Here is a 23,238-nt window from a genome sequence, read left to right as displayed (position 1 = left end):
CCCCATCCGCCCTTCGGGCACCTTCCCCCGCGCAGCGCGGGAAGGATCGGATCGCGTCAAAGTGCGGGAAAGCCCGTTCGTGAGCCTTCCCCCGTTGCACGGGGGAAGGTGCCGACAGGCGGAAGGGGGCGGTTCGCCAGAACGCTCAGTAACGCGGCACCGACGGATCGATCTCGCGCGCCCACGCGTCCATGCCGCCCTCGACGTTGAACACGTTGCTGAAGCCGTGCGCTGCAAAACGCTCGGCCACGCCGCGGCTGGAGTTGCCGTGATGGCAGATGAAGGCGATCGCGGTGTCCTTCGGCAGCGCGGCCAGCGCGTCGTAGCCTTCGTCCTCCAGCACGCGCGCCAGCGCCAGCGGCGCCGCCTGGGCGCGGCCGGCGGCCGGACGCACGTCGACCAGCAGCACGCTGCCCTCGGCCAGGCGCTCCTTGAGCTGCTGCACGCTGAGCGAGCCGATCTCCTGCGCGCCGGGGAACTTCAGGCTCAGGCCCTCGCCCTGCACGGTGGAGACCCAGTCGATCACGATCCCCTTGGCGCGCTGCGCGCTGCCCGGATCGAAATGCACCTCGATGCCGTTCGCGGTCACCACGATGTCGTGGTCGCCCGCGGGCGCGAGCTGGAAGCCGGCGCTGTGGTCCGGCCCGATCTCCAGGTGCAGCGCCAGCCCCTGTGCGTTGGCGATGCCGTTGCGGATCGCTTCGGCCGCCTTGTCGGTGATGGTGATTTCCGGCGGCGTGCGGTCCGGCGGCGTCGCGCCGAAGAGCGAATGCAGCTCGCCGCTGGCATACATCTGGCGGATGATGTCGGCGCCGCCGACCAGCTCGCCCTCGACATACAGCTGCGGGATGGTCGGCCAGTCGCCGAACACTTTGATGCCCTCGCGAATCTCCGGGTCGTCCAGCACGTTGACCGTGTGGTAGTCGGGCAGCAGCTCATTGAGCGTGTTGGTCGCCGCGGCGGAGAAGCCGCACATCGGCTGGCGACGGTCGCCCTTCATGAACAGCACCACGCGGTGGTCCTTGAGCAGGGTTTCGATGCGTTCGCGGGTGGCAGGATCGAGGGACATGGGGAAAAGCTCCGGCAAAGAGGGCCAATGATACGCCCGCAGGTTGGGGGCGTTTCGCATGATCGCAACCGGCGCGACGCAACCGGCGCGCTACTTCACCGCAGCGGCGGCGACCGGCAGGATCGCGTCCGTCCACAGTGCGTACTGCTCCGCGCTCGGGTGCAGGCCGTCCGCCGCCACCATGTCCGGATGGCGCCGCGAAAGCGGCGTGATGTCCACCCAGCGCGCGCCCGCGCGGCCCGCCTCGTCGCGGGCGATCGCGTTGTAGACGTCCAGTGCGTGGGCGATCGGCGCAGGGTCGCGGCCCTGCTCGCGGGCAAAGCGGGTGACGCCCCAGTCGGGGATCGACACCACGACCACGCGCGAGGGCCGCCCGCCGGCCAGGCCGACCGCGCGGCGCAGGAGGCCGCTGAACTGCGTGCGGTACGTTCCGGCCGAGCGCCCGCGGTACTGGTTGTTGACCCCGATCAGCAGCGTGACCAGGTCGTAGGGCGGCGTGAGCGTGGCCGCGTCCATGCCCGCGCAGAGCTCGTCGGTGGTCCAGCCGGTCACGGCGATGATCTGCGGATCGTCGATGGCCACGCCACGCGCGCGCAGCTGCCGCACCAGTTGCGCGGGCCAGCGGCCGGTGGCGGGGACGGCTTCGCCGATGGTGTAGGAATCACCCAGGGCGAGGTAGTGCAGGGGCATGGCGGTACGTCCTTCGGCGTGCGTATGGTCAAGCGTAGCCCGCCACTCTTGGTAGGAGGTGCGTGACCCCTGTCCCCGCCGCACGGGGGCCTCAGGCGACGGCCGGCTCGTGCGCCTGCTCCTGCGCCATCCGCGACAGCACCCGTTCGATCCGCACGAACACGTCCGCCAGTTCCACCGGCGGCGGCAGCAGGGTCAGGCGGAAATGCCGGCTCGCCGGTATGTTGAAACTCGAGCCGGGCACGACCAGCACCGCTTCCTCTTCCAGCAGGCGCAGGGCAAACGTGTTGTCGTCGAAACGCGGCAGCTGTTCGGCGCGCACGTGCGGGAACGCATATAGCGCGCCCGCGGGGGCGGCCAGGTCGAGAAAGCCGCTCGCCGCCACGCCGTCCATCACGGCGCGGCGGGCCTCGTGCAGGCGCCCGCCCGGCGCGGTGAGCGCGGCGATGGTGGCACGCCCGTTCAGCGCCGGCTCGACCGCCCACTGCGCCGGCATGTTGGCGCACAGCCGCAACGCCGCCAGCAACTGCAGCGCATCACGGTAGGTGCCGGTGCGCGCCGGATCGCCGGACAGGCTCAGCCAGCCCACGCGGTAACCGCAGGCGCGGTACACCTTCGACAGGCCGCCGAAGCTCAGGCACGGGTGCGCGCCGGCGACCTCGGCCAGCGGCTGGAGCGGCGCCTCGTCGTAGAGGATCTCGTCGTAGATCTCGTCGGCGAACAGCAGCAGGTCATGCCGCTGCGCGATCGCCACCAGCCGTTCCAGCAGCGCGCGGGGGTACACCGCGCCGGTCGGATTGTTGGGGTTGATCAGCACCAGCGCGCGGGTGCGCGGGGTGATGAGCGCTTCCAGTTCGTCCGGATCGGGCAGGTGTGCGTTCTGCGCCAGGCAGCGGTAGTAGCGCGGGCGCCCGCCGTTGAGGATGGTGGCGGCGCTCCACAGCGGATAGTCCGGACTGGGCAGCAGCACCTCGTCGCCGGGCTGCAGCAGTGCGCGCAGCGACAGGTCGATCAACTCGCTGACACCGTTGCCGACGAAGATGCGCTCCACCGCCACGCCCTGTGCGCCGCGCGCGCGTTGCTGCGCGGCGATCGCCTCGCGCGCCTCGTCCAGGCCCTGCTCGTGGCCGTAGCCTTCGCTGTCGGCCAGGTGCGCGGCGACCGCCTGGCGCAGGTGCGCGGGCGTCTCGAAGCCGTAGCGGGCCGGATTGCCGATGTTGAGCTTGACGATGGCGCGGCCGGCCGACTCCAGCTCGCGGGCGCGGCGGGTGAGCGCGCCGCGGATCTCGTAACGCACGTCGGCAAGGTGGGGGCTGGGGGTGATCGGCGCGGAAGGGGGTGAAGCCTGCACGGGGTCCTCTGCGGGGCCTTGTAAAGCCGCCGATGCTAGCAGCGCAGGGTGCCCGCGGGGCAGACGGCGAACGCCGCCGCGGCAAGGCATAATCGGGCACCTATGAGCGATGCCGCGACCCTCGAACGCCTGCGCCACATCGGTTGGCGCGGTGACCTGCCGCCCGGCGGACGCCGCATCGCGCGCGTGGTGGCGCAGCATCGCGCCGGCTACGAACTGCATGACGGCGTGGCACTGTCCGGCGCGCAGCCGGCCGGGCATTTCCTCAAGCGCACGCTCGATCCGGCCGACCGGCCGGCGGTCGGCGACTTCGTCGAAGTGGAGGAGGGCCGCCCGCCGCACATCCTCACCGTGCTGCCGCGGCGCAGCGTGCTCTCGCGCGCCGCCGCGGGCGAGCGCTATGAACGGCAGATCATCGCCACCAACATCGACTACGTGCTGGTGTTGACCGGGCTGGACAACGACTTCAACCCGGCGCGCATCGAGCGCTATCTGTCGCTGATCGAGGATTCCAACGCACAGCCGGTGGTGCTGCTGAGCAAGCTCGATCTCCACGCCGATGGCGGCGCACGCCTGGGCGCGCTGCGCCAGCGCCTGCCGGACACCACCCCGATCCACGCCATCAACGGCAAGGATCCGGCCAGCGCCGCGCTGCTCGCGCGCTACCTCGGCCCCGGCGACAGCGCGGTGCTGGTCGGTTCGTCGGGGGCCGGCAAGTCCACCCTGACCAACACGCTGCTGGGCACCGAGCGCATGGCCACCGGCGAGGTGCGCGCGCACGACAGCCGCGGCCGCCACACCACCACCCATCGCGCGCTGCTGATGCTGCCCTCGGGCGGCTGCCTGATCGACACGCCGGGCATGCGCGAGCTCAAGCTGACCGGCGAGGAAAATCTCGACCTGTTCGCCGACATCGAGACGCTGGCCGAAACCTGCCGCTTCGCCGACTGCGGGCACGGCAGCGAACCGGGCTGCGCGGTACAGGCGGCGCTGGATTCAGGCGAGCTGACCGCCGAGCGCTGGCGCAACTACCTCAAGCTGCGCGACGAGCGCGAAGAGCAGGCGGCCACGCTGGAAGCGCGCCTGCGCCGCCAGCGCGGCGGTCGTCCGGCGGACCGCCCGCACGGGCAGCGCGGCCGGCGCGAGCGGGAGTAGGCGCGGCATGCGCGGCACCTGTGCGAGTCCGGGCGCCGCGTGCCCGCCGGTGTCGCGATGAACATCGACGCCTCCACCCACCGGCTTTACGCCGCGCTCGACCAGCGCCTGCTGGTCGCCACGCGCACGATCAACATCCTGCCCACGGTGAGCTGGCCGGCCTCGCTGGAGCGGCGCATGATCGAGGCCTACGACAAGGGCGACTTCGCGCTGCCGCAGGTGGACTACCTGCGCCCGGACCTGGCGGCAGTGCGCGCCGAGCTGGCGGCGATCGAACGCGAGGCCGAGGTGCTGCTGGTCGGCGACCCGATCGGCGAATTTCTCTGCCGCACGGCCACCTCCTGGCGGGTTGCCGCCGAGATGCTCGAAGCGGTGGGCAGCGCCGGCGTCACCGCACCGTCGATCGCCCTGTACGGGCGACCCGGCGATGCGATTCCCGGCAGCGACAAGAGCAACCTGGACGCGGCGCGCTACTTCGTCGAGCTCTCCGACGAGCTGGGTGCCGACCTGCTCGCCGACACGGTGAGCATGGATCTTTCCGCGGAGGAACTGCGCGCGGACCTGAGCCGCGTGCTGGACGAATTCTTCGGCCCCGGGCGCATCGTCATCGAGGTCGATCCCGAGCTCACTGCCAAGGCCGCCGCCGGCGCCACCCGCATCCGCCTGCGCGGCGGCGCGCACTTCAGCGAGTACGACCGCCACCAGTTGCTGGCGCACGAGGCGTTCGTGCATTCGCTCACCGCGCTCAACGGGCGTGAGCAGCCGCTGCTGGGCTCGCTGGCGCGGACCTCGCCGCGCGTGACCGCTACCCAGGAGGGCCTGGCGGTGTTCGCCGAACTGATCTCCGGCGCCATCGACATCGCGCGCCTGAAGCGCATAAGCCTGCGCATCCTGGCGATCGACATGGCGCTCAACGGCGCCGACTTCGTCGAGGTCTACAAGTACTTCCGCCACTGCGGGCAGGGCGCGGCCGACAGCTTCCACTCCGCACAGCGGGTGTTCCGCGGCGTGCCGCTGACCGGCGGCGCGGCGTTCGCCAAGGACAACGTGTACCTCTCCGGCCTGCTCACCGTGCACACCTTCTTCCGCTGGGCGTTCAAGCAGCAGCGCATGGACCTGTTGCGCTACCTGTTCGCCGGCAAGCTGGCCCTGCACGACGTGATCACCCTGCAGCCGCACTTCGAGGCCGGCACCCTGCTGCCGCCGCGCTGGCTGCCGCCGTGGATGCAGCGCGTGCATGGCCTGGCCGGCAAGCTCGCGTTCTCGTTGTTCGTCAACGGCATCCACATGGGGCAGGTGCAGGCCGACGAGCTGAACCTGCAGCTCTGACGGCCATCGGCAGGCGTAGGGTGGGCTTCAGCCCACCGTTCTCGCTAGCTGGCGGTGGGCTGAAGCCCACCCAGAGCGTTGCGGCGCACTTGCGAAAGATCGCCTTTGCGGCCGCGAAAGGACATCGGCAACACACGTTGCAAACCGGTATCGTTATCGCCTGATCCGCCGAAGGGACTCGTCATGCGCCTGTTTTCGCACCGCCTGCTACTCACTCGCCGACAGCTGGCGCTTGCCGCGCTGGCCTTCTTCCTGACCGGCCTGGCCGCTGGGTTGGAGGCGATCCACCTGGCCGGCTGAGCCCGGCGTGGGGCCTGACCGACGGGTGCGCCTGCTACCATGTAAGACCGCTTCCCCTCGCAGAAAAGCCGCCACCCATGGCCCATCCCGACGACTTGCGCCACGCCGCGCTCGAGTACCACCGCCATCCCCGCCCCGGCAAGATCAAGGTCACCGCGACCAAGGCGATGGTGACCCAGCGCGACCTGGCGCTGGCCTACTCGCCCGGCGTGGCCTATGCCTGCGAGGCGATCGTCGAGAACCCGCAGGCGGCCAGCCAGATGACCGCGCGTGGCAACCTGGTCGCGGTGATCACCAACGGCACCGCGGTGCTCGGCCTGGGTGACATCGGCCCGCTCGCCGGCAAGCCGGTGATGGAAGGCAAGGGCGTGCTGTTCCAGAAGTTCGCCGGCATCGACGTGTTCGACATCGAGCTGAACGAGCGCGACCCGGACAAGCTGGTCGACATCATCGCCGCGATGGAGCCGACCTTCGGCGGCATCAACCTGGAAGACATCAAGGCGCCGGAGTGCTTCATCGTCGAGCGCAAGCTGCGCGAGCGGATGAACATCCCGGTGTTCCACGACGACCAGCACGGCACCGCGATCATCGTCGGCGCGGCCGTGCTCAACGCATTGGCGGTGGTCGGCAAGGACATCGGCGACATCCGGCTGGCCACCACCGGCGCCGGCGCGGCGGGCATCGCCTGCCTGGACATGCTGGTGGCGCTCGGCGTGAAGCCGCAGAACATCCTGGCGTTCGACCGCGAAGGCGTGATCCACACCGGCCGCCAGGGCCTGGACCCGGACAAGGCGCGTTACGCGCGCGACACCGACAAGCGCGAGCTGGCGCAGATCGTGGCCGGCGCGGACGTGTTCCTTGGCCTCTCCGCCGGCGGCATTCTCAAGCCGGAGATGGTTGCGACCATGGCCGACAAGCCGGTCATCCTGGCGCTGGCGAACCCCCATCCCGAGATCCTGCCCGAAGACGCCAGGCGCGTGCGACCGGACTGCATCGTCGCCACCGGCCGCTCGGACTACCCGAACCAGGTCAACAACGCGCTGTGCTTCCCGTACATCTTCCGCGGCGCGCTGGACGTGGGCGCCACTGGCATCAACGAGGCGATGAAGCTCGCCTGCGTGCGCGCGATCGCGGAACTGGCCCGGATGGAAGCCTCCGATCTGGCTGGCGCCTACAGCGGCGAGGTGCCCTCGTTCGGCGCCGAGTACCTGATCCCGCGTCCGTTCGATCCGCGCCTGCTGGTGATGCTGGCGCCGGCGGTGGCGCAGGCGGCGATGGACTCGGGCGTGGCCGCCCGGCCGATCGAGGACATGGACGCCTACCGCGAGAAGCTCGGCCAGTTCATCTACCGCACCAGCCTGCTGATGAAGCCGGTGTACGAGCGCGCCCGCACCGACCTCAAGCGCGTGGTCTACGCCGAGGGCGAGGAAGAGACCGTGCTGCGCGCGGTGCAGACGGTGATCGACGAAAAGCTCGCCTTCCCGATCCTGATCGGCCGCCCGGACGTGATCGCCCAGCGCATCGAACGCCTCGGCCTGCGCATCCGCGAGGGCGTGGATTTCGAGCTCACCAACATCAACGACGACCCGCGCTTCAACGACTACTGGCAGCAGTACCACGCGCTGACCGAGCGTCGCGGCGTGACTCCGGCGGCGGCCAAGAACCTGCTGCGCTCGCGGCCGACGCTGATCGCCGCGCTGATGGTCGAGCGTGGCGAGGCCGACGCGATGATCTGCGGCCTGGTCGGGCGCTACCACAAGAAACTCGGCTACCTGCGCAGCGTGTTCGGGCTGGACCCGGGCGTGCAGTGCACCTCGGCCATGTCCGGCGTGATCAACGACCTGGGCGCCTGGTTCTTCGTCGACACCCACGTGCAGGTCGACCCCACCGCCGAGCAGATCGCCGAGGCCACGCTGCAGGCGAGCTACCGCCTGAAGCTGTTCGGCATCGAGCCGAAGGTGGCGCTGCTGTCGCACTCGAATTTCGGCAGCCACGACAATCCCAGCGCGGCCAAGATGCGCCACGCCTACCAGTTGATCCGCGAGCGCGCGCCGCGGCTGGAGATCGACGGCGAGATGCAGGCCGACACCGCCTGGGACGAGGCGTTGCGCCAGAGGATCTTCCCCAACAGTACGCTCGCCGGGCGCGCCAACCTGTTCGTGCTGCCGAATCTGGATGCCGCCAACATCGTCTACAACATGGTCAAGGTGATGACCGGCGGCGTGGCGATCGGCCCGATCCTGATGGGCGTGGACAAGAGCGCGCACATCCTCACCCCGGCCTCGACCGTGCGCCGCGTGGTCAACATGACCGCGCTCGCGGCGGTGGATGCGCAGATCCGTGCCGCCGGCCGCATGCCCGGCGCGGAAGCCTGGCGGAGCATGCGCTAGGCGCTGCACCGGGGGTGCACCACGCCCCGCCCGCGTTGCCCGGCAGCAGCGAAGAACGCGGCCGATCCACCGTCCGCGCCCGCCATGTGCGCCGCGGCATACCCGCGGACGGTGGTCCGGGCGCTGCCGCGGGCCTCATATGGCGGCACCGCACCCCGAAAGCTAGAATCGGGGGCTCCCCACGTCGAATACATCAGGCGCCCGGCGCCGCGGAGAAGCTTCATGGATCAGTTCGATGACATCCTGAACCAGGATATCGACCCCACCGAAACCCGCGAGTGGGTCGACTCGCTCAACGCGGTCATCCAGCACGACGGCACCGAGCGCGCGCATTACCTGCTCGAGCGCATGGTCGATTCCACGCGACGCTCCGGCGGCTACCTGCCGTTCGACCCGACCACCGAGTACGTCAACACCGTCGCGCCCAGCCAGGAGGCCAAGAGCCCGGGCGACGCGGCGATGGAATGGCGTATCCGCTCGCTGATCCGCTGGAACGCGATGGCGATGGTGGTGCGTGCCAACCGCAAACCCGGCGAGCTCGGCGGCCACATCGCCAGCTTCGCCTCATCTGCCACGCTCTACGACGTGGGCTTCAACCACTTCTGGCGCGCCCCCAGCGCCGAGCACCCGGGCGACCTGGTGTTCCACCAGGGCCATTCCAGCCCGGGCATCTACGCGCGCTCGTTCCTCGAAGGGCGCCTGGCCGAGGACCAGCTCGACCTGTTCCGCATGGAGGTGGTCGGCAAGGGCCGCGCGCTGTCGTCCTACCCGCATCCGTGGCTGATGCCGGACTACTGGCAGGTGCCGACGGTGTCGATGGGCTTAGGTCCCATCCAGGCGATCTACCAGGCGCAGTTCTGGAAGTACCTCGAACACCGCGGTCTGATGCCCAAGACCGACCGCAAGATCTGGTGCTTCATGGGTGACGGCGAGTGCGACGAGCCCGAGTCGCTCGGCGCGATCTCGCTGGCCGGCCGGGAAGGGCTGGACAACCTGGTGTTCGTGATCAACTGCAACCTGCAGCGCCTGGACGGCCCGGTGCGCGGCAACGGCAAGATCATCCAGGAACTGGAGGGCGTCTTCCGTGGCGCCGGCTGGAACGCGATCAAGGTGATCTGGGGCTCCTACTGGGATCCGCTCCTGGCGCGCGACAACGACGGCGTGCTGCGCAAGCTGATGATGGAAACGCTCGACGGCGAGTACCAGGCCTGCAAGGCCTTCGGCGGCGCCTACACGCGCGAGCATTTCTTCGGCAAGTACCCGCAGACCCGCGAGATGGTCGCCAACCTGTCCGACGACGACATCTGGCGCCTCAACCGCGGCGGCCACGATCCGCACAAGGTCTACGCCGCCTACCACGCGGCGGTGAACACCAAGGGCATGCCCACGGTGATCCTGGCCAAGACGGTCAAGGGCTACGGCATGGGCCTGGGCTCGGGCGAGTCGCAGAACCCGACCCACCAGCAGAAGAAGCTCGACACCGACTCGATCCGCGCCTTCCGCGACCGCTTCAACGTGCCGGTGCCGGACGACAAGCTGGACGAGGTGCCGTACTACCACCCGGGCAAGGACTCGCCGGAAGTGGAGTACATGCTCGAGCGCCGTCGTGCGCTGGGCGGGTTCCTGCCGCAGCGCCGGCGCAAGACCGACGTGGCGCTGAAGGCGCCGGAACTGCCGGCGTTCGAACAGATCACCAAGGGCACCGGCGATCGCGAGATCTCCACCACCATGGCGCTGGTGCGCGGCATGAACCTGTTGCTGCGCGACAAGGCGATCGGCCCGCGCGTGGTGCCGATCGTCGCCGACGAGGCGCGCACCTTCGGCATGGAGGGCATGTTCCGGCAGATCGGCATCTATGCGCCGTTCGGCCAGAAGTACCGCCCGCAGGACGCCGACCAGCTGCTGTACTACCGCGAGGACCAGAAGGGCCAGGTGCTGCAGCAGGGCATCAGCGAGGCCGGCGGCATGGCCTCGTGGATGGCCGCGGCCAGCAGCTACTCGATCAGCAACCAGCCGATGCTGCCGTTCTTCATCTATTACTCGATGTTCGGCTTCCAGCGCATCGGCGATCTGGCCTGGGCCGCCGGTGACATGCGCGCGCGCGGCTTCCTGGTCGGCGGCACCTCCGGGCGCACCACGCTGAACGGCGAAGGCCTGCAGCACGAGGACGGCCAGTCGCACCTGATGGCCGGCGTGATCCCCAACGTCAAGGCGTACGACCCGACCTTCTCCTACGAGGTCGCGGTGATCCTGCAGGACGGCACCCGCCGCATGCTGCAGGAGCAGGAGGACGTGTACTACTACGTCACCGTGATGAACGAGAACTACGAGCACCCGGACATGCCCAAGGGTTGCGAGGAGGGCGTCATCAAGGGGATGTATCTGTTCCGCGATTCGGGCGTCGGGATTCGGGATTCGGGTAAAGGCAAGGGCAAGGGCAAGGCGCCGTGCGTGCAGTTGCTCGGTTCGGGAACGATCCTGCGCGAGGTGATCGCGGCGGCCGAGCTGCTGGAGAAGGATTTCGGGGTCAAGGCCGACATCTGGTCCTGCCCGAGCTTCAGCGAGCTGCGCCGCGACGGCTTCGATGCCGAGCGCTGGAACCGCCTGCATCCGGAAGCCGAGCAGCGCCTGCCGTACGTCACGCAACTGCTGCAGGGGCGCTCCGGCCCCGCGGTGGCGGCGACCGACTACGTGCGCGAATACGCCGACCAGATCCGTGCCTTCATGCCCGACGGGATGCGCTACACCGTGCTGGGCACCGACGGCTACGGCCGTTCGGACACCCGTGCGCACCTGCGCGAGTTCTTCGAGGTCGACCGCTACTGGATCGCCCACGCCGCACTCGCCGCGCTGGCGAAGGACGGCCTGGTCAACGCCAAGGACGTGGCGCGCGCGATCAAGGAGTACAAGCTCGACCCCGAGAAGCCGAACCCGCTGACGGTCTGATTGCCTCGAAGCCCCCGTTGCCCTCTCCCCTGCGGCCGCTTTAGCGCGGACGCCCGGGAGGCGGCACGAGTCGCGCGGGTTGGTATGTGTACGCCGCGCTCTGCTCCCTCTCCCCGCCGGGGAGAGGGTTGGGGTGAGGGGACGGGCTCGCGGGGAGGCTCCTGCGTTGGCTTGCCCTGGCGGCCGTTCCCGCGCCCCTCTTCGCAGTCACTCGCGGAAGCCCGCGGCTGCCGAGCCCGGTCGCGAAAGGCCCGCGCCTGACCCAATCGACTACTCCGACAACACCTGCTGGATCGCCTCCAGCCCATGCCCGCGCGTCTCGATACCGCGGCGCATCAACAGCCATGCTGCCAGCCCCATCGGCAAGGCGATCAGCAGCGCCGACAGCATGAAATGCTCGAACAAGCCGAGCACGCCCAGCAGTGCGCCCAGAATGCCGCCCAGCTTCGAGCCCCCGGCGATCAGGCCCGAGCCGGTGCTGCGCAGGTGCACGGGGTAGATCTCCGCCGCATAGGGGATCAGCGTCGCGATCACCCCGCTGATGCTCAGCAGCAGCGCCACCGTGGCGGCCGTGGTCAGCGCGTTCGAGCGCAACCCCGCCGCCCCGATCGCGAAGAACAACAACAGTGACGCCGCGGTCAACCCGATGAACAGCACCAGCGTACGGATGCTGCTCCAGCGCTGGTAACAGGCGACCACGATGGCGATGCCCGGCAAGGCCAGCACCGCCGACCGTGCCAGCAACGCGGCGCTCGCCTGCGCGTCGATGCCCAGTTTGACCAAGTTGGCCGGCAGCCACAGCAGGAAGCCGAAGTTGGCCAGTCCCCAGGCGACCGCACAGACCATCAGGCCCCAGGTGATCGCCGCATGCCGCCCGCGCAGCAGCTGGCGCATGCCGATCCGCTCGGCCGCGTGCGTGTGGGTTTGCGCCGGCTGTGGCGCGCTCCCGCGCACCGGCGGCTGGTCGCCGGAAAATTTGAGCAGCACCGCGCGCGCCTGGTCTTCCAGTCCGGCCAGCGCGAGGAACCGCGGTGACTCGGGGATGTAGCGGTTGAGCAGCACGATCAGCGCGCCGGTGGGCAGGTTGAGCAGCCACAAGGCCCGCCAGCTGTAGGCCGGCTCGAACAGCGTCGCCGCACCTGAAGCCAGCAGGTAGCCGGCCGAGGTGCCCACGCCGCCCAGCGCCACCAGCAGCCAGCCGCGGTGCGCGGTGGGAATGGTCTCGGCCATCAGCGTGAAGGTGATCGGCAGCATGCCGCCGGCCGCGGCACCCATCATGAAGCACATCACCAGGTTCCAGCCGAACGAAGGCATCGCGCCGCAGATCGAGGTGCCCATGAACATCAGCGCCGAGAGCAGGATCGTGGCGCGCCGGCCGAACAGGTCGCCCAGGCGCCCCCACACGATCGAGCCGACGGTGGTGCCGATCAGCGCCGACAGGGCCAGCAGGCCGGCGGTGGCGCCGCTGATGCCGTACTCGGCCGACATGCCCGGCATCACGAAACCGATCGTGGCCGGTTTCATCACGTCCACCGCCAGCGCCAGGGTCAACACGCCCACCAGCTTCCAGTGCTCGCGATTGAGCGGCACGTGATCGGCGACGTGGAACGGCAGCGGGTCGAGGTTCCCGTGCAGCGTGCGCCGCATCTGCGCCAGCCGCGGCATCAGCCCGTAGCCCGACAGCAGCACGCCCAGCGGCACCAGCGCCATGCCGGTGAGCATCAGGTTGTCCATCGGCATGCCGGCCAGCCGGTAGTGCATCGGCGCGGCCATCGCGAGCATCGGCAGGTGCGCCAGCACGCCGGCGATCACGCACAGGCAGCCGGCCCAGAAGGCCACCGGGTGGTGGAAGGTGATGCTCTTGTGGGACATGCAGGCACGCCGGGCGGGAGAAGACCAAGCTTACCCGCAGCGCACGGGGTCGGCCGCGTGGCCTCGCACGGCCCCATCGGCATCGGGCGACGGCTGCAGCCGGACCGCGTGCTGCAGCGGGCTGCGGGTGCGCCCCACCGACAGCTCCCCGCTCGCGCCCAGTGCCAGCGTCACGTAACGCTTGGCCGCCTCGATGGCCATGGGCACCGGGCGCGAGGGCAGCAGCGCGGCGATGGCGGACGCCAGGGTGCAGCCGGTGCCGCGATCGCCGCGGGCGGCGAGCCGCGGTGCGTCGAATACGCGCATGCCATCGGCGCCCAGCAGTACGTCCGGGCTGCGCGGCCCGGCCAGATGACCGCCCTTGAGCAACACCCACGCCGGTCCCTGCGCGCGCAACCGGGCGGCACCGGCGAGCATCGTGGCCAGGTCGGTGGCGGGCGCCTCGCCGAGCAGTGCGGCCGCCTCGGCGAGGTTGGGGGTGAGTACGCTGGCCAGCGGCAGCAGCTCGTCGCGCAGCACGGCGAGGGCGTCATGCGCGAGCAGTCGCGCGCCCACGCTGGCGCCCAGCACCGGGTCGAGCACGATTCGGGGCGCGCGATGACCCCGAAGGCGAGCCGCGACGGTACGGGCGATCGGTGCGGTGGCGAGCATGCCGATCTTCACCGCATCCACGCGTACGTCCTCGAATACGGCATCGAGCTGGGCGGCGACCAGCGCCGGCGAAAGCGGTTGCACGCGATGCACGGCCTGGCCGTTCTGCGCGACCACCGCGGTAGTCACCGCCATGCCATAGACACCCAGCGCGGCGAAGGTCTTGAGGTCGGCACACAGGCCGGCCGCCCCGCTCGGGTCGGTGCCGCCGATGGCGAGCACGTTCGCGCTCACGCGGGCCACTGCGGTTCGCCGAACGCCAGCAATGCCAGCGTTTCGTGGCCGTGGTGCGACAGCAGCGCCGCCGCGCGCGCCGCGCGCAGGCCGGTGCGACAGCCGAGCACGATGCGGGGTCCGCGTGGCAAGGTCGGCACGCGTGCGGGCAGCTCGTCCATCGTCAGGCGCAAGGCCTGCGGTAGCGGCGAGGGCGGCCCTTCGCCGCCGCGCAGGTCGAGCACAAGATCGGTATCGTGCACTTGCGAGACGGCGATGAACGGCAGCGCCTGCGCGGGCTCGGCGGCACCGTCGAAGCCGCAGCCGCCGAAGCGCAGGCGGCGGGCATCCCAACTGAACAACCGGCCCCGCGGCGAGGGCGAGAGGTCGAGCAGCAGGGCCAGCGCGAACTGCGCCTGCAGTGCGCCCAGCAACGCGACCACCGGCCCGAGCACGCCGGCGCTGTCGCAGTCGCCGCCGTGCGTAGGCAGCTGCGGAAACACCGCGCGGTAGCTCGGCGCGCCGTCGCAGAACACGCCGACGTAGCCGCCCAGGCCCACTGCCGAGGCGCTCACCAGCGGCCGGCCGAGGCGCAGGCAGGCGTCGCTCAGGGTGTAGGTGACGGCGAGGGTGTCGGCCGCGTCGAGCACCACGTCGGCGGCGGCCACCCGCTCCGGCGCATTGGCCGGCGTGAGCGGCTCGATGCGTGCGCGCAGGCGGGTCTCCGGGTTGAGCTCGCCCAGCGCGAGGCAGGCCGCGCGGGCCTTCGGCCGACCGATGTCGGCCATGCGGTAGAGCGGCTGGCGATGGAGGTTGTGCAGCTCCACCGTGTCCGGGTCCATCACCGTGACGCGGCCCACGCCGGCCCCCACCAGCCAGGGCAGCAGTGCGCAGCCGAGTCCGCCGGCGCCGACCACCAGCACGTGTGCGCCGGCCAGCCGCGCCTGGCCCTGCTCGCCGACCTGCGGCAGGCGCATCTGGGTCCGGTAGCGCGCGTTCATGCGAGGCTCCCCAGTGCGTCGAGCCAGGCCCGCGCGCGGGCGGGCGGGTCGGCGTGGCGGACCACGTCGCCGACCATCGCCACGGCGTCCGCCCCCGCGGCCAGGCAGGCCGGCGCGCGTTCGAGCGTTATGCCGCCGATGGCCACCAGCGGCAGCGTGCCGATGGCCCGCTTCCACTCGCCGATCCGCCCCACGCCCTGCGGCGCCCAGGGCATCGCCTTGAGCGCGGTCGGCCAGATCGGCCCGAGCGCGACGTAGTCCGGGCGCACGCCGCGTGCGCGCGCCAGTTCGTGGCGATCGTGCGTGCTCACGCCCAGGCGCAATCCGTGGCGGCGCAACGCGGGAAGGTCGGCGCCGTCCAGATCCTCCTGGCCCAGGTGCACGAAATCCGCGCCCTGCTCGATCGCCAGCTCCCAGTGATCGTTGACCACCAGCTGCGCGCCGTGGCGCCGGCAGGCAGCGAGCGCATCGGCGATCTCCCGCCGCAGCCGGTCGTCGTCCGCCTGCTTGATGCGCAGCTGCACCAGCCGCGCGCCGGCGGCGGCCAGGTCGCGTACCAGCGCGGCGCTGTCGACCACCGGATAGAAACGCGGCAACCGGTTCATGCCAGCACCGCCATGCCGAGCACCGGCGTGGAAGGCGCGGCCATGTCGCGCGGCGCGATCGGGTCGGCCAGGTAGGCGGTGCGTCCGGCACTCACCGCCTGCGCGAAGGCGCGGGCCATCGCCTCCGGATCGCCGGCCTGCGCCACGGCGGTGTTGAGCAGCACCGCGTCATAGCCCAGCTCCATGACCGCCGCCGCGTGCGAGGGCAGGCCGAGGCCGGCGTCGACGATCAGCGGCACGTCCGGAAAGTGGGCGCGCAACGCCCGCAGCCCGCACGGATGGGACAGGCCGCGGGCGCTGCCGATCGGCGCGGCCAGGGGCATCAGCACGCGGCAACCGGCATCGAGCAGCCGCGCGGCCACGCCGAGGTCGTCGGTGGTGTAGGGGAACACCTCGAAGCCCTCGGCCACCAGCACGCGGGCGGCCTCCACCAGGCCGACCACGTCGGGGCACAGGGTATCGTCGTCCGCGATCACTTCCAGCTTGATCCAGCGCGTGCCGAACAGTTCGCGCGCCATCTGCGCGGTGGTCACCGCCTCGCGCACGCCGTGGCAACCGGCGGTGTTGGGCAGCACCTGCGTGCCGAGTCCGCGCACCTGGTCCCAGAACGCCTCGCCGCCGACCGCGGTGCGGCGCAGCGAGACGGTAAGGATCTGCGCCTGCGCCGCATGCACCGCAGCGGTCATCCGCTCCGGCGATGGAAAGTTTGCGGTGCCCAGCAGCAGCCGCGAGTGGAAGCGCCGGCCGTAGAGTTCGAGCGGGTTCATCTCAGCCTCCCTGCATCGGTGCGAGCACTTCGACGCGGTCGCCTTCGGCCAGCGGCGTGGCGGCGCGCGCCGCCACGGGAACGAAGCGACCGTTGAGCGCGGTGGCGACCGCCGTGCCGGCCAGCCCCAGCTGCTCGACCAGGGTGGCGAGGTCGGGCGCCGGCGCGTGCGGTTCGCCGTTCACGATGAGCTTCATGCGCGGGCCTCCTGGGTCGGGAACAATTGCCGGGCCAGCGCCTGCGCGTACCAGGGCGCCAGCAGGAAGCCGTGCCGGTACAGGCCGTTGAAACGCGTGATGCGGCCCTGGGTGAGCAGGCACGGCAGGTGGTCCGGCAGCGCCGGGCGCACGCCCACGCCCAGTTCGACGATCGCCGCCTCGGCCAGCGCCGGGTGCAGCGCCCAGGCGGCGTTGAGCAGTTCCATCGCGGCGCGGGCGGTGACCGGCCCGGCGTGGCCGCTTTCTACCACGGTGGCGCCCAGCAGCAGCCGCCCGTCCGCGCGCGGCACCAGGTAGAGCGGGTGGCGCGGGTGCAGCAACCGCAGCGGCCGCCGGAACGCGACCTCGGCGGTGCGCAACACCAGCGTTTCGCCGCGCACGCCGCGCAGGTCCGGCAAGGCATCGCGCGCGGCCAGGCCACGGCAGTCGATCACGGCGTCGGCGACCAGTTCCGCGGCGTCCACCTCGGCGTGGAACTGGATCGGGACGCCGCGCGCGCCCAGCGCCGCGGCGAGCGAGTGCAGGGCCTCGCGCGGATCCAGGTGCGCTTCGCGCGCGAACCACAGCCCGTGCTCGAAGCGGCCGGCGAGCGCCGGCTCCAGCGCGGCGATGCCCTCGCCATCGAGCCACTGGCCCGCGCCGCTGCGCCGGGCCAGCTTTTCCAGCTCGCCGCGGTCGCGGGCGTGCGCCACCGCCAGGGTGCCACGTTGCACCGTGGCCGGATGATGGCGTGGCCACCAGGCGAGCGCCTCCTCGCCTTGCGCGGTGAGTTCCGGGCCAGCGCCGTCGCGTTCACACCATGGCGCGAGCATGCCGCCGGCCTGCCAGGAGCAGGCGCCTTCGCCCAGCGCCGCGGCGCGCTCGTACACGCGCACCCGCGCGCCGCGTTCGGTCAGCGCCAGCGCCGCGGCAAGCCCGGCCACGCCGGCGCCGATCACCGCCACGCTGGCGTGCCCCACGCTGGTCCGTTCACGGCTGCCGGACATACAGCGCACCTCCGCCGACGGTGAACTCGCGCGACTTCTGCGCCATGCCTTCGAGCGCCCGGGCATCCTCGCGCAGGTCCTGCGAGATCTTCATCGAACAGAACTTCGGCCCGCACATCGAACAGAAGTGGGCCAGCTTGTGCGCCTCCTTCGGCAGCGTGCGGTCGTGGTAGGCGCGCGCGGTATCCGGGTCCAGCGCCAGCGCGAACTGGTCTTCCCAGCGGAAGGCGAAGCGCGCGCGCGACAGCGCGTCGTCGCGCAGCCGCGCGGCCGGGTGGCCCTTGGCCAGGTCCGCCGCGTGCGCGGCGATGCGGTAGGCGATCACCCCGGCCTTGACGTCGTCGCGGTCGGGCAGGCCCAGGTGCTCCTTCGGCGTGACGTAGCAGAGCATCGCGGTGCCCAGCCAGCCGATCATCGCCGCGCCGATGGCCGAGGTGATGTGGTCGTGGCCGGGCGCGATGTCGGTGGTGAGCGGACCGAGCGTGTAGAACGGCGCTTCGCTGCAGGCGGCCAGTTGCCGGTCCATGTTCTCGGCAATGCGGTCCATCGGCACGTGCCCGGGCCCCTCGACCATCACCTGGCAGCCATGCGACCAGGCGATGCGGGTCAGCTCGCCCAGCGTGTTTAGTTCGGCGAACTGCGCGGCATCGTTGGCGTCGGCGATCGAACCCGGGCGTAGGCCATCGCCGAGCGACAGCGAGACGTCGTAGGCGCGGCAGATCGCGCAGATCTCCGCGAAGCGCTCGTACAGGAAGTTCTCGCGATGGTGGGCCAGGCACCAGCGCGCCATGATCGAGCCGCCGCGGCTGACGATGCCGGTGACGCGTCGTGCGGTCAGCGGCACGTGGGCCAGGCGCACGCCGGCGTGGATGGTGAAGTAGTCCACGCCCTGCTGCGCCTGCTCGATCAATGTCTCGCGGAACACCTCCCAGCTGAGGGCGAGCGGATCGCCGTCGACCTTCTCCAGCGCCTGGTAGATCGGCACCGTGCCCACCGGCACCGGTGCGTTGCGCAGGATCCAGGAGCGGATCGCGTGGATGTGGCGGCCGGTGGAAAGATCCATCACCGTGTCGGCGCCCCAGCGGATCGCCCACACCAGCTTCTCCACTTCCTCGGCCGCGCCCGAGCCGACCGCGGAGTTGCCGATGTTGGCGTTGACCTTCACCAGGAAGCGGCGACCGATCACCATCGGCTCCAGTTCCGTGTGGTTGATGTTGGCCGGGAGGATCGCGCGGCCGCGGGCGATCTCGTCGCGCACGAGCTCGGGCGTGATCTGTCCGGATACATCACCCGCGGTCGCTGCCTCGCGGCCGAGGTTTTCGCGCCAGGCGGCGTAGGCCATTTCTTCGGTGATCTTCCCGGCGCGGGCATGTTCCAGTTGCGTGACCACACAGTCCGCACGTCCGCGGCGCACGCGATGCGGCGCGGGACAGGGCGCCAGGGTGTCGCGCGGGGCAGCGATGGCGGCTTCCTCGTCCAGCCCGCGCCACACCAGCCACGGCGCGCGCACCGCCGGCAGGCCGGTGGCCAGATCGATGCGCGCGTGCGGGTCGGTGTAGGGGCCGGACGTGTCGTACAGATCCAGCGGCGGCTCGGCCGGATCGGACAGCACCACGCGCCGGAATGGCACGCGCAGCTGTGGCTGCGTGGATGGGGAACGGTAGACCTTGTGCGAGCCGCGGATGGGCCCGGTGGTGACCTCGACCGGTGTGGTCGCGTATGGCGTGCTGGATGGCATGGGATCTCCTCCTTCGGTGACGGGGAGATCCGGGGCGACGACAAGCGTGGGCTGCGCGCGAGCGCGTTGGTTGTGATTCCCGTCCCTTCGCCGGCATGACCCGGATCAGGTTCAAAGGGTCCGGCTGCCGCCATCTCAGCCCTGCCTGCGCAGGACACCCCTCGGAACCACGCTAGGCTAATGGCGCCTGACTGCCATTGTCCATCGAGCCGCCGTGAGGCGGGCGCGGAACCGGTTTTTCGCGCGCCGCGCACGCAGCGTTGCCGATACTCGGGGCACTCCAGCCACGCGCAGGTTCCCATGATCCGCTTCATGCCCAGTGCCGCCGAAGCGGCGGTCGCCAGTCATCCCCAGGCAGGAATCGCGATGGGCGGTCCGCCCGGGCCGCCGGAACATCCGCAGCAGGATCCGCCGCCGGAGCGGCCGCGCGATCCGGTCAATCCGGGGCCGCAGCAACCGGAGCTGCCACCGGTCGATCCGCACTCGCCCACCTTGCCGGAACCGCGCATGCGAGTGCGCGCCGCCGGCTGATATCCCCCATGCCGGGGACCCGATCAGCCCCAGGGGGGCGCTCGCCCCATCCACCTTTCAACTGACGTCCTTCCCGCGTTGCGGGAACGACGCCGGTGGAATCGAGGACTCCAGGTCCTTCTGCTCGGACGGGTGCCAATCAGGCTGCGGGGAGTGGTTGGGATGGGGGCTGAGCTCGCGGAGGTCCCGCGCGGAAGGGGCTTTGCTTGGCGCCCTAGCGTTGTCTCTCCGCGACCTGGCTCGCCTGCGGCGGGCTTCCGAGCGCCTTGCAAGGGCATTTTTGTGCGCGCGCGCCGCACTCGGCTCCGTCTTTCGGGGTGAGGGGCCGGGCTCGCGGAGGCATTTCCGCAAGCCTCGGCGTCAGCCTGGTTAGCGTCGATCCCGGCAAGGGAAAGCCAGAATAGATTCCCGCTTGCCCGGAGAGCACCGCCCGCAGCAGACGGTCGAGCTCCCGGCCGAGTCAGCCGCGAGGAAAGGACTGGCGGGATGACAGACCTCCCGCTCGCGGCGGCACGGTTCGCGAGTGAGGTCCGCTCGAAGGCCGCCCCCTGAGAAAAAGGCCAGCCTTCGAAGCGCGTTCCGCCAGGAACTCAGTCCTCGTCGCTGCGCAACAGCTTGCGCAGCAGGAAGAACGCGCCGATGGTGCCGGCGACCACGGCGACGGTCGCCACCGGGTGGCGGCTGGCGTGGCGGCGCACGCGGCGGTACTGGTAGCTCGCCTCGTCGGCCAGGTCCTCGGCCATGTGCGACATCTGCTTGCCGTAACCGGAGCCACGGCGCCCCAGGCGCGTGGTCAGGCGACGGCCACGTTCGATCAGGCCATTGGCCGTGTCGGCGGTGCCGCTGGCGTACTGGCGCACGCGGTCGCGTACGCGTTCGCTGGCGCCGTCGAAGCGCTGTTCGAGATCACGGGTTCGGTTCATGGGGGCCTCCTGTGCGTCGAGGCCCCAGCCTGACCAGCACGGCGTGAGAGGGGCGTCGAAGAGGCACCGCCGGTTCAGGTGCGCCTTAGCCGAGCCGGTACGCGCCACCGCGCTCGAGCGCACGCCAGTAAGCCGGCCGCGCGTGGATGCGCTCCAGCCACGCCCACAGCCGGGGGCGACCGGCGTCCAGGCCACCGCGTGCGCTGGCGGCTTCGACCGGAAAGCTCATGGCGATGTCGGCGACGCTGAAGTCCTCGCCGGCGAACCAGGCGCTTTTGCCCAGTTCGCCTTCCATGTAGTCCAGGTGGAGCGCGATCTGCGGATCGACGAACGTGCGCTGCACCTTCGCCGCGATGGCGCGCGCCACCGGCCGCACGAAGAACGGCGCCGGCCCCTTCGCGACGCGGGAGAATACCAGCTTGAGCAGCAACGGCGGCATCGCCGAGCCTTCCGCGTAGTGCAGCCAGTAGCTGCAGCGCCGGCGGGCCTCGGTGCCGGGTGGCGGCATCAGGGTGCCGGCGGCGTAGGTATCGCCCAGGTACTCGATGATCGCGCCGGACTCGGCCAGCACCCGCTCGCCGTCGGTGAGCACCGGCGCCTTGCCCAGCGGGTGGATCGCGCGCAACGCGGACGGGGCGAGCATCGTTTTCGGGTCGCGCCTGTAGTGCTCGACGCGGTAGTCCAGGCCCAGCTCTTCCAGCAGCCAGAGGATGCGCTGGGAGCGCGAGTTGTCGAGGTGGTGGACGGTGATCATCCGGCCATCACAGCCGATCGCTGCTGGTGGCGCAAGCGCGCCAGCAGCAGCCGTGGACTCAGTAACGCCAGCTTGTGCGATCCGCGTCGGCCGGCGCGTGGCCGTCGATGTAGCGCGTCACGGTCTCGATCAGTTCCTGGCCGCGCGGGCCCCAGCAGTGCGGCGCCATCGGCTGGTAGGTCACGCTGCCGCGAAAGGACGGGTTGCGCGCGCGCTTGAGGAACGCGTCCATCGCGCGCACGCCCATGTTGAGGTTGTAGGTGTCCGCATCGCCCACGTAGATGTGGATCTTGTCGGTGACCTTCGGCCCCAGCGTGGCCCAATGGGTTTCCAGCAGGTAGCGCAGGTCGAAGTGCTGCTTCCAGTAGTGCGCGACGTCGTGGTCGATCACGCCGGTGCGCTTGTCCCACAGCCGCCTGGGATAGCCGTCCGCGCCGACCGGGCCGAACGCCGCTTCCCAGATGTCCCACTGGCCGCCGGAGCGGCTGTGGTCGCCCACGGCCAGTTCGTACCGGTTCTCGTCCTTCATCATGGCCTCGACGTTGCCGTCCGGCTGACGCGTGTCCACGCGCTCGACCTTCATCCAGCCCTTGTCCAGCCAGTAGGCGTTGGCGTCGTCGTAGATGTTCACCACCTGGTGATGGCGGAAGTCCAGCGCGTCCGGACAGGAGGCGAACGTGCCGCCGTAGTAGTCCGGATGGAACAGCATCTGCGCCATGGCGATCCAGCCACCGGTCGAGCCGCCTTCGAGGATGCGCGCCCACGGCTGGTCGATGAGGCGGAAGCGCTTCTGGATTTCCGGCAGCAGCTCCTGGTGGATTGCGTCGTCGTACGGGCCCTCGTTGGCCGAGTTCACCGCATAGGAGTCGTCGTAGTAGGGCGACGGATGCTGCAGGCTCACCATGACGTAGCGCGGCGTGCCGTCGGCCAGCCAGTAGTCCCGGAAGTGCGACTTGGGATAGTCAAATCCGCCCGGTGCGCGGGTGGAGAAGTGGCCCTGCTCGTAGATCACCGGGTAGCGCACGTCCGGATGTTCGTCGTAATCCTTCGGCAGCAGCACCGTGGCGCCGAGGTAGATCGGCTGGCCCCACCAGTCGCTCAGCAGCTTGCTCTTGATGCGGAAGCGCTTGACGTAGGGCGTGTCCTTCGGGAACGGGATCGGCGCGATCACCTGGTCGGCCACCAGCGTCACCGGCGTGGGCGCGGCGGGGTCGTAGTGCACCTTCACCGGCTTGCCGTAGAGGTTGCCGGGCGAGTGCTTGAAGTCCTGGCCTTCCCACTGGTCCATGTGCAGCCACACGGTGTGGCCGTCGGCGCGCCTGAACTCGGTGTAGACGTTGACGAACGGCTGCATCCAGTAGTCGCCGGCCGGCAGCTGGGCGAGGCTGGTCAGCGGCGCGCCGTTGTCGTCGGCATCGATGGTCGCCACCTGCCCCGGCGCGAGCGCGCTGACGTCGTGGCCGAACAGCGGCACGCCGGTGATGTCGGTCTGCTCGATCGGTGGCGTCTCGTTGCTGCGGCTGATCGCCACGTAGACGCGCCCGGTGATCGGCTGCGCGTGCGCCTTCGCGCTGAAACTGACCTGGATGCGCGGGCCCTCTGCCGCATGCGCGGCGGGCAGGGTGGCCAGGGCGAGGAGCGCGGCGCCGGCAAGGCGCAGGAGAGGCAGGGGCGTGGTCATGGCGGCGATCGTAGCGGTTGGGCCGGGGCACTTCATACTGCCGCCCACCGTGGCCTGCCGGGCCCTACA

General features: G+C 70.6%; 19 protein-coding genes and 1 riboswitch. Of the genes, 5 read left to right on the top strand and 14 right to left on the bottom strand.

Going from position 1 to position 23,238, the window contains the following annotated elements:
* Nucleotides 1–145 precede the first annotated feature (145 nt).
* From grxD to J7I44_RS06735, 3 genes are all read right to left on the bottom strand, one after another.
* Nucleotides 146–1,069 (bottom strand): Grx4 family monothiol glutaredoxin, encoded by a 924-nt coding sequence (gene grxD / locus J7I44_RS06745; RefSeq protein ID WP_209617839.1) that lies wholly within the window; start codon nucleotides 1,067–1,069, stop codon nucleotides 146–148.
* A 90-nt stretch (nucleotides 1,070–1,159) separates the two neighbouring features.
* Nucleotides 1,160–1,759, bottom strand: a complete 600-nt coding sequence (locus tag J7I44_RS06740; protein ID WP_209617836.1) for an SGNH/GDSL hydrolase family protein — start codon at nucleotides 1,757–1,759, stop codon at nucleotides 1,160–1,162.
* A 91-nt stretch (nucleotides 1,760–1,850) separates the two neighbouring features.
* Nucleotides 1,851–3,110 carry an aminotransferase class I/II-fold pyridoxal phosphate-dependent enzyme gene (locus J7I44_RS06735; protein ID WP_209617831.1) on the bottom strand — a complete coding sequence of 420 codons (1,260 nt, stop codon included), beginning with the start codon at nucleotides 3,108–3,110 and terminating at the stop codon, nucleotides 1,851–1,853.
* Nucleotides 3,111–3,212: 102 nt separating this feature from the next.
* Between J7I44_RS06735 and rsgA the strand changes: the two genes are divergently transcribed.
* From rsgA to aceE, 4 genes are all read left to right on the top strand, one after another.
* Nucleotides 3,213–4,265 (top strand): ribosome small subunit-dependent GTPase A, encoded by a 1,053-nt coding sequence (gene rsgA / locus J7I44_RS06730; RefSeq protein ID WP_209617829.1) that lies wholly within the window; start codon nucleotides 3,213–3,215, stop codon nucleotides 4,263–4,265.
* Between the two features lie 57 nt (nucleotides 4,266–4,322).
* A complete protein-coding gene (locus tag J7I44_RS06725) occupies nucleotides 4,323–5,594 on the top strand; it encodes a peptidase MATCAP family protein (RefSeq protein ID WP_209617826.1) in 1,272 nt (423 codons plus the stop codon).
* Nucleotides 5,595–5,971: 377 nt separating this feature from the next.
* Nucleotides 5,972–8,284 carry an NADP-dependent malic enzyme gene (locus J7I44_RS06720; protein WP_209617822.1) on the top strand — a complete coding sequence of 771 codons (2,313 nt, stop codon included), beginning with the start codon at nucleotides 5,972–5,974 and terminating at the stop codon, nucleotides 8,282–8,284.
* A gap of 222 nt (nucleotides 8,285–8,506) precedes the next feature.
* Nucleotides 8,507–11,230, top strand: a complete 2,724-nt coding sequence (gene aceE / locus J7I44_RS06715; protein ID WP_209617818.1) for a pyruvate dehydrogenase (acetyl-transferring), homodimeric type — start codon at nucleotides 8,507–8,509, stop codon at nucleotides 11,228–11,230.
* A gap of 270 nt (nucleotides 11,231–11,500) precedes the next feature.
* Here aceE and J7I44_RS06710 read toward each other — a convergent pair whose 3' ends face one another.
* The 8 genes from J7I44_RS06710 to thiC are packed head-to-tail and all read right to left on the bottom strand — an operon-like array spanning nucleotide 11,501 to nucleotide 19,280.
* Complete coding sequence (locus tag J7I44_RS06710) at nucleotides 11,501–13,102, bottom strand: MFS transporter (RefSeq protein WP_209617815.1); 1,602 nt, start codon at nucleotides 13,100–13,102, stop codon at nucleotides 11,501–11,503.
* A 30-nt stretch (nucleotides 13,103–13,132) separates the two neighbouring features.
* Nucleotides 13,133–13,987, bottom strand: coding sequence for a bifunctional hydroxymethylpyrimidine kinase/phosphomethylpyrimidine kinase (gene thiD, locus J7I44_RS06705; RefSeq protein ID WP_209617812.1), 855 nt, complete (start codon nucleotides 13,985–13,987; stop codon nucleotides 13,133–13,135).
* Entirely contained in the window at nucleotides 13,984–14,967 is a 984-nt protein-coding gene (locus J7I44_RS06700) for a HesA/MoeB/ThiF family protein (protein ID WP_209617809.1), read from the bottom strand. Before J7I44_RS06700 ends, thiD begins: the two co-directional genes overlap by 4 nt.
* A complete protein-coding gene (locus J7I44_RS06695) occupies nucleotides 14,964–15,572 on the bottom strand; it encodes a thiamine phosphate synthase (RefSeq protein ID WP_209617806.1) in 609 nt (202 codons plus the stop codon). Before J7I44_RS06695 ends, J7I44_RS06700 begins: the two co-directional genes overlap by 4 nt.
* Nucleotides 15,569–16,339 carry a thiazole synthase gene (locus tag J7I44_RS06690; protein ID WP_209617803.1) on the bottom strand — a complete coding sequence of 257 codons (771 nt, stop codon included), beginning with the start codon at nucleotides 16,337–16,339 and terminating at the stop codon, nucleotides 15,569–15,571. Before J7I44_RS06690 ends, J7I44_RS06695 begins: the two co-directional genes overlap by 4 nt.
* 1 nt (nucleotide 16,340) lies before the next feature.
* The gene (gene thiS, locus J7I44_RS06685; RefSeq protein WP_209617800.1) at nucleotides 16,341–16,535 is read right to left on the bottom strand and encodes a sulfur carrier protein ThiS; all 195 of its coding nucleotides are present in this window, start codon (nucleotides 16,533–16,535) and stop codon (nucleotides 16,341–16,343) included.
* The gene (locus J7I44_RS06680; RefSeq protein WP_209617797.1) at nucleotides 16,532–17,542 is read right to left on the bottom strand and encodes an FAD-dependent oxidoreductase; all 1,011 of its coding nucleotides are present in this window, start codon (nucleotides 17,540–17,542) and stop codon (nucleotides 16,532–16,534) included. Before J7I44_RS06680 ends, thiS begins: the two co-directional genes overlap by 4 nt.
* On the bottom strand, nucleotides 17,526–19,280 hold the full coding sequence (gene thiC, locus J7I44_RS06675) for a phosphomethylpyrimidine synthase ThiC (RefSeq protein ID WP_209617794.1): 1,755 nt from the start codon (nucleotides 19,278–19,280) through the stop codon (nucleotides 17,526–17,528). The genes J7I44_RS06680 and thiC overlap by 17 nt, the downstream gene beginning before the upstream one ends.
* Nucleotides 19,281–19,345: 65 nt before the next feature.
* Nucleotides 19,346–19,452, bottom strand: a riboswitch (TPP riboswitch).
* A 128-nt stretch (nucleotides 19,453–19,580) separates the two neighbouring features.
* Here thiC and J7I44_RS06670 point away from each other — a divergent pair.
* Nucleotides 19,581–19,811 carry a hypothetical protein gene (locus tag J7I44_RS06670; protein ID WP_209617792.1) on the top strand — a complete coding sequence of 77 codons (231 nt, stop codon included), beginning with the start codon at nucleotides 19,581–19,583 and terminating at the stop codon, nucleotides 19,809–19,811.
* 590 nt (nucleotides 19,812–20,401) lie between these two features.
* On the opposite strand, the gene J7I44_RS06665 is transcribed toward J7I44_RS06670, so the two are convergent.
* The 3 genes from J7I44_RS06665 to J7I44_RS06655 all read right to left on the bottom strand — a co-directional run bounded on the left by J7I44_RS06665 (nucleotide 20,402) and on the right by J7I44_RS06655 (nucleotide 23,169).
* Complete coding sequence (locus J7I44_RS06665) at nucleotides 20,402–20,734, bottom strand: hypothetical protein (protein ID WP_209617788.1); 333 nt, start codon at nucleotides 20,732–20,734, stop codon at nucleotides 20,402–20,404.
* Nucleotides 20,735–20,819: 85 nt separating this feature from the next.
* Nucleotides 20,820–21,488, bottom strand: a complete 669-nt coding sequence (locus J7I44_RS06660; RefSeq protein ID WP_209617784.1) for a glutathione S-transferase — start codon at nucleotides 21,486–21,488, stop codon at nucleotides 20,820–20,822.
* 58 nt (nucleotides 21,489–21,546) lie between these two features.
* On the bottom strand, nucleotides 21,547–23,169 hold the full coding sequence (locus tag J7I44_RS06655; RefSeq protein WP_209617781.1) for an alpha/beta hydrolase-fold protein: 1,623 nt from the start codon (nucleotides 23,167–23,169) through the stop codon (nucleotides 21,547–21,549).
* Nucleotides 23,170–23,238: the final 69 nt, after the last annotated feature.

Origin of the sequence: Frateuria flava (genome assembly GCF_017837635.1) — a bacterium.
Lineage (GTDB): Bacteria > Pseudomonadota > Gammaproteobacteria > Xanthomonadales > Rhodanobacteraceae > Frateuria_A > Frateuria_A flava.
The sequence above is the reverse complement of the archived record's forward strand: the minus strand, read 5'-3'. Positions and strand labels throughout refer to the sequence as shown.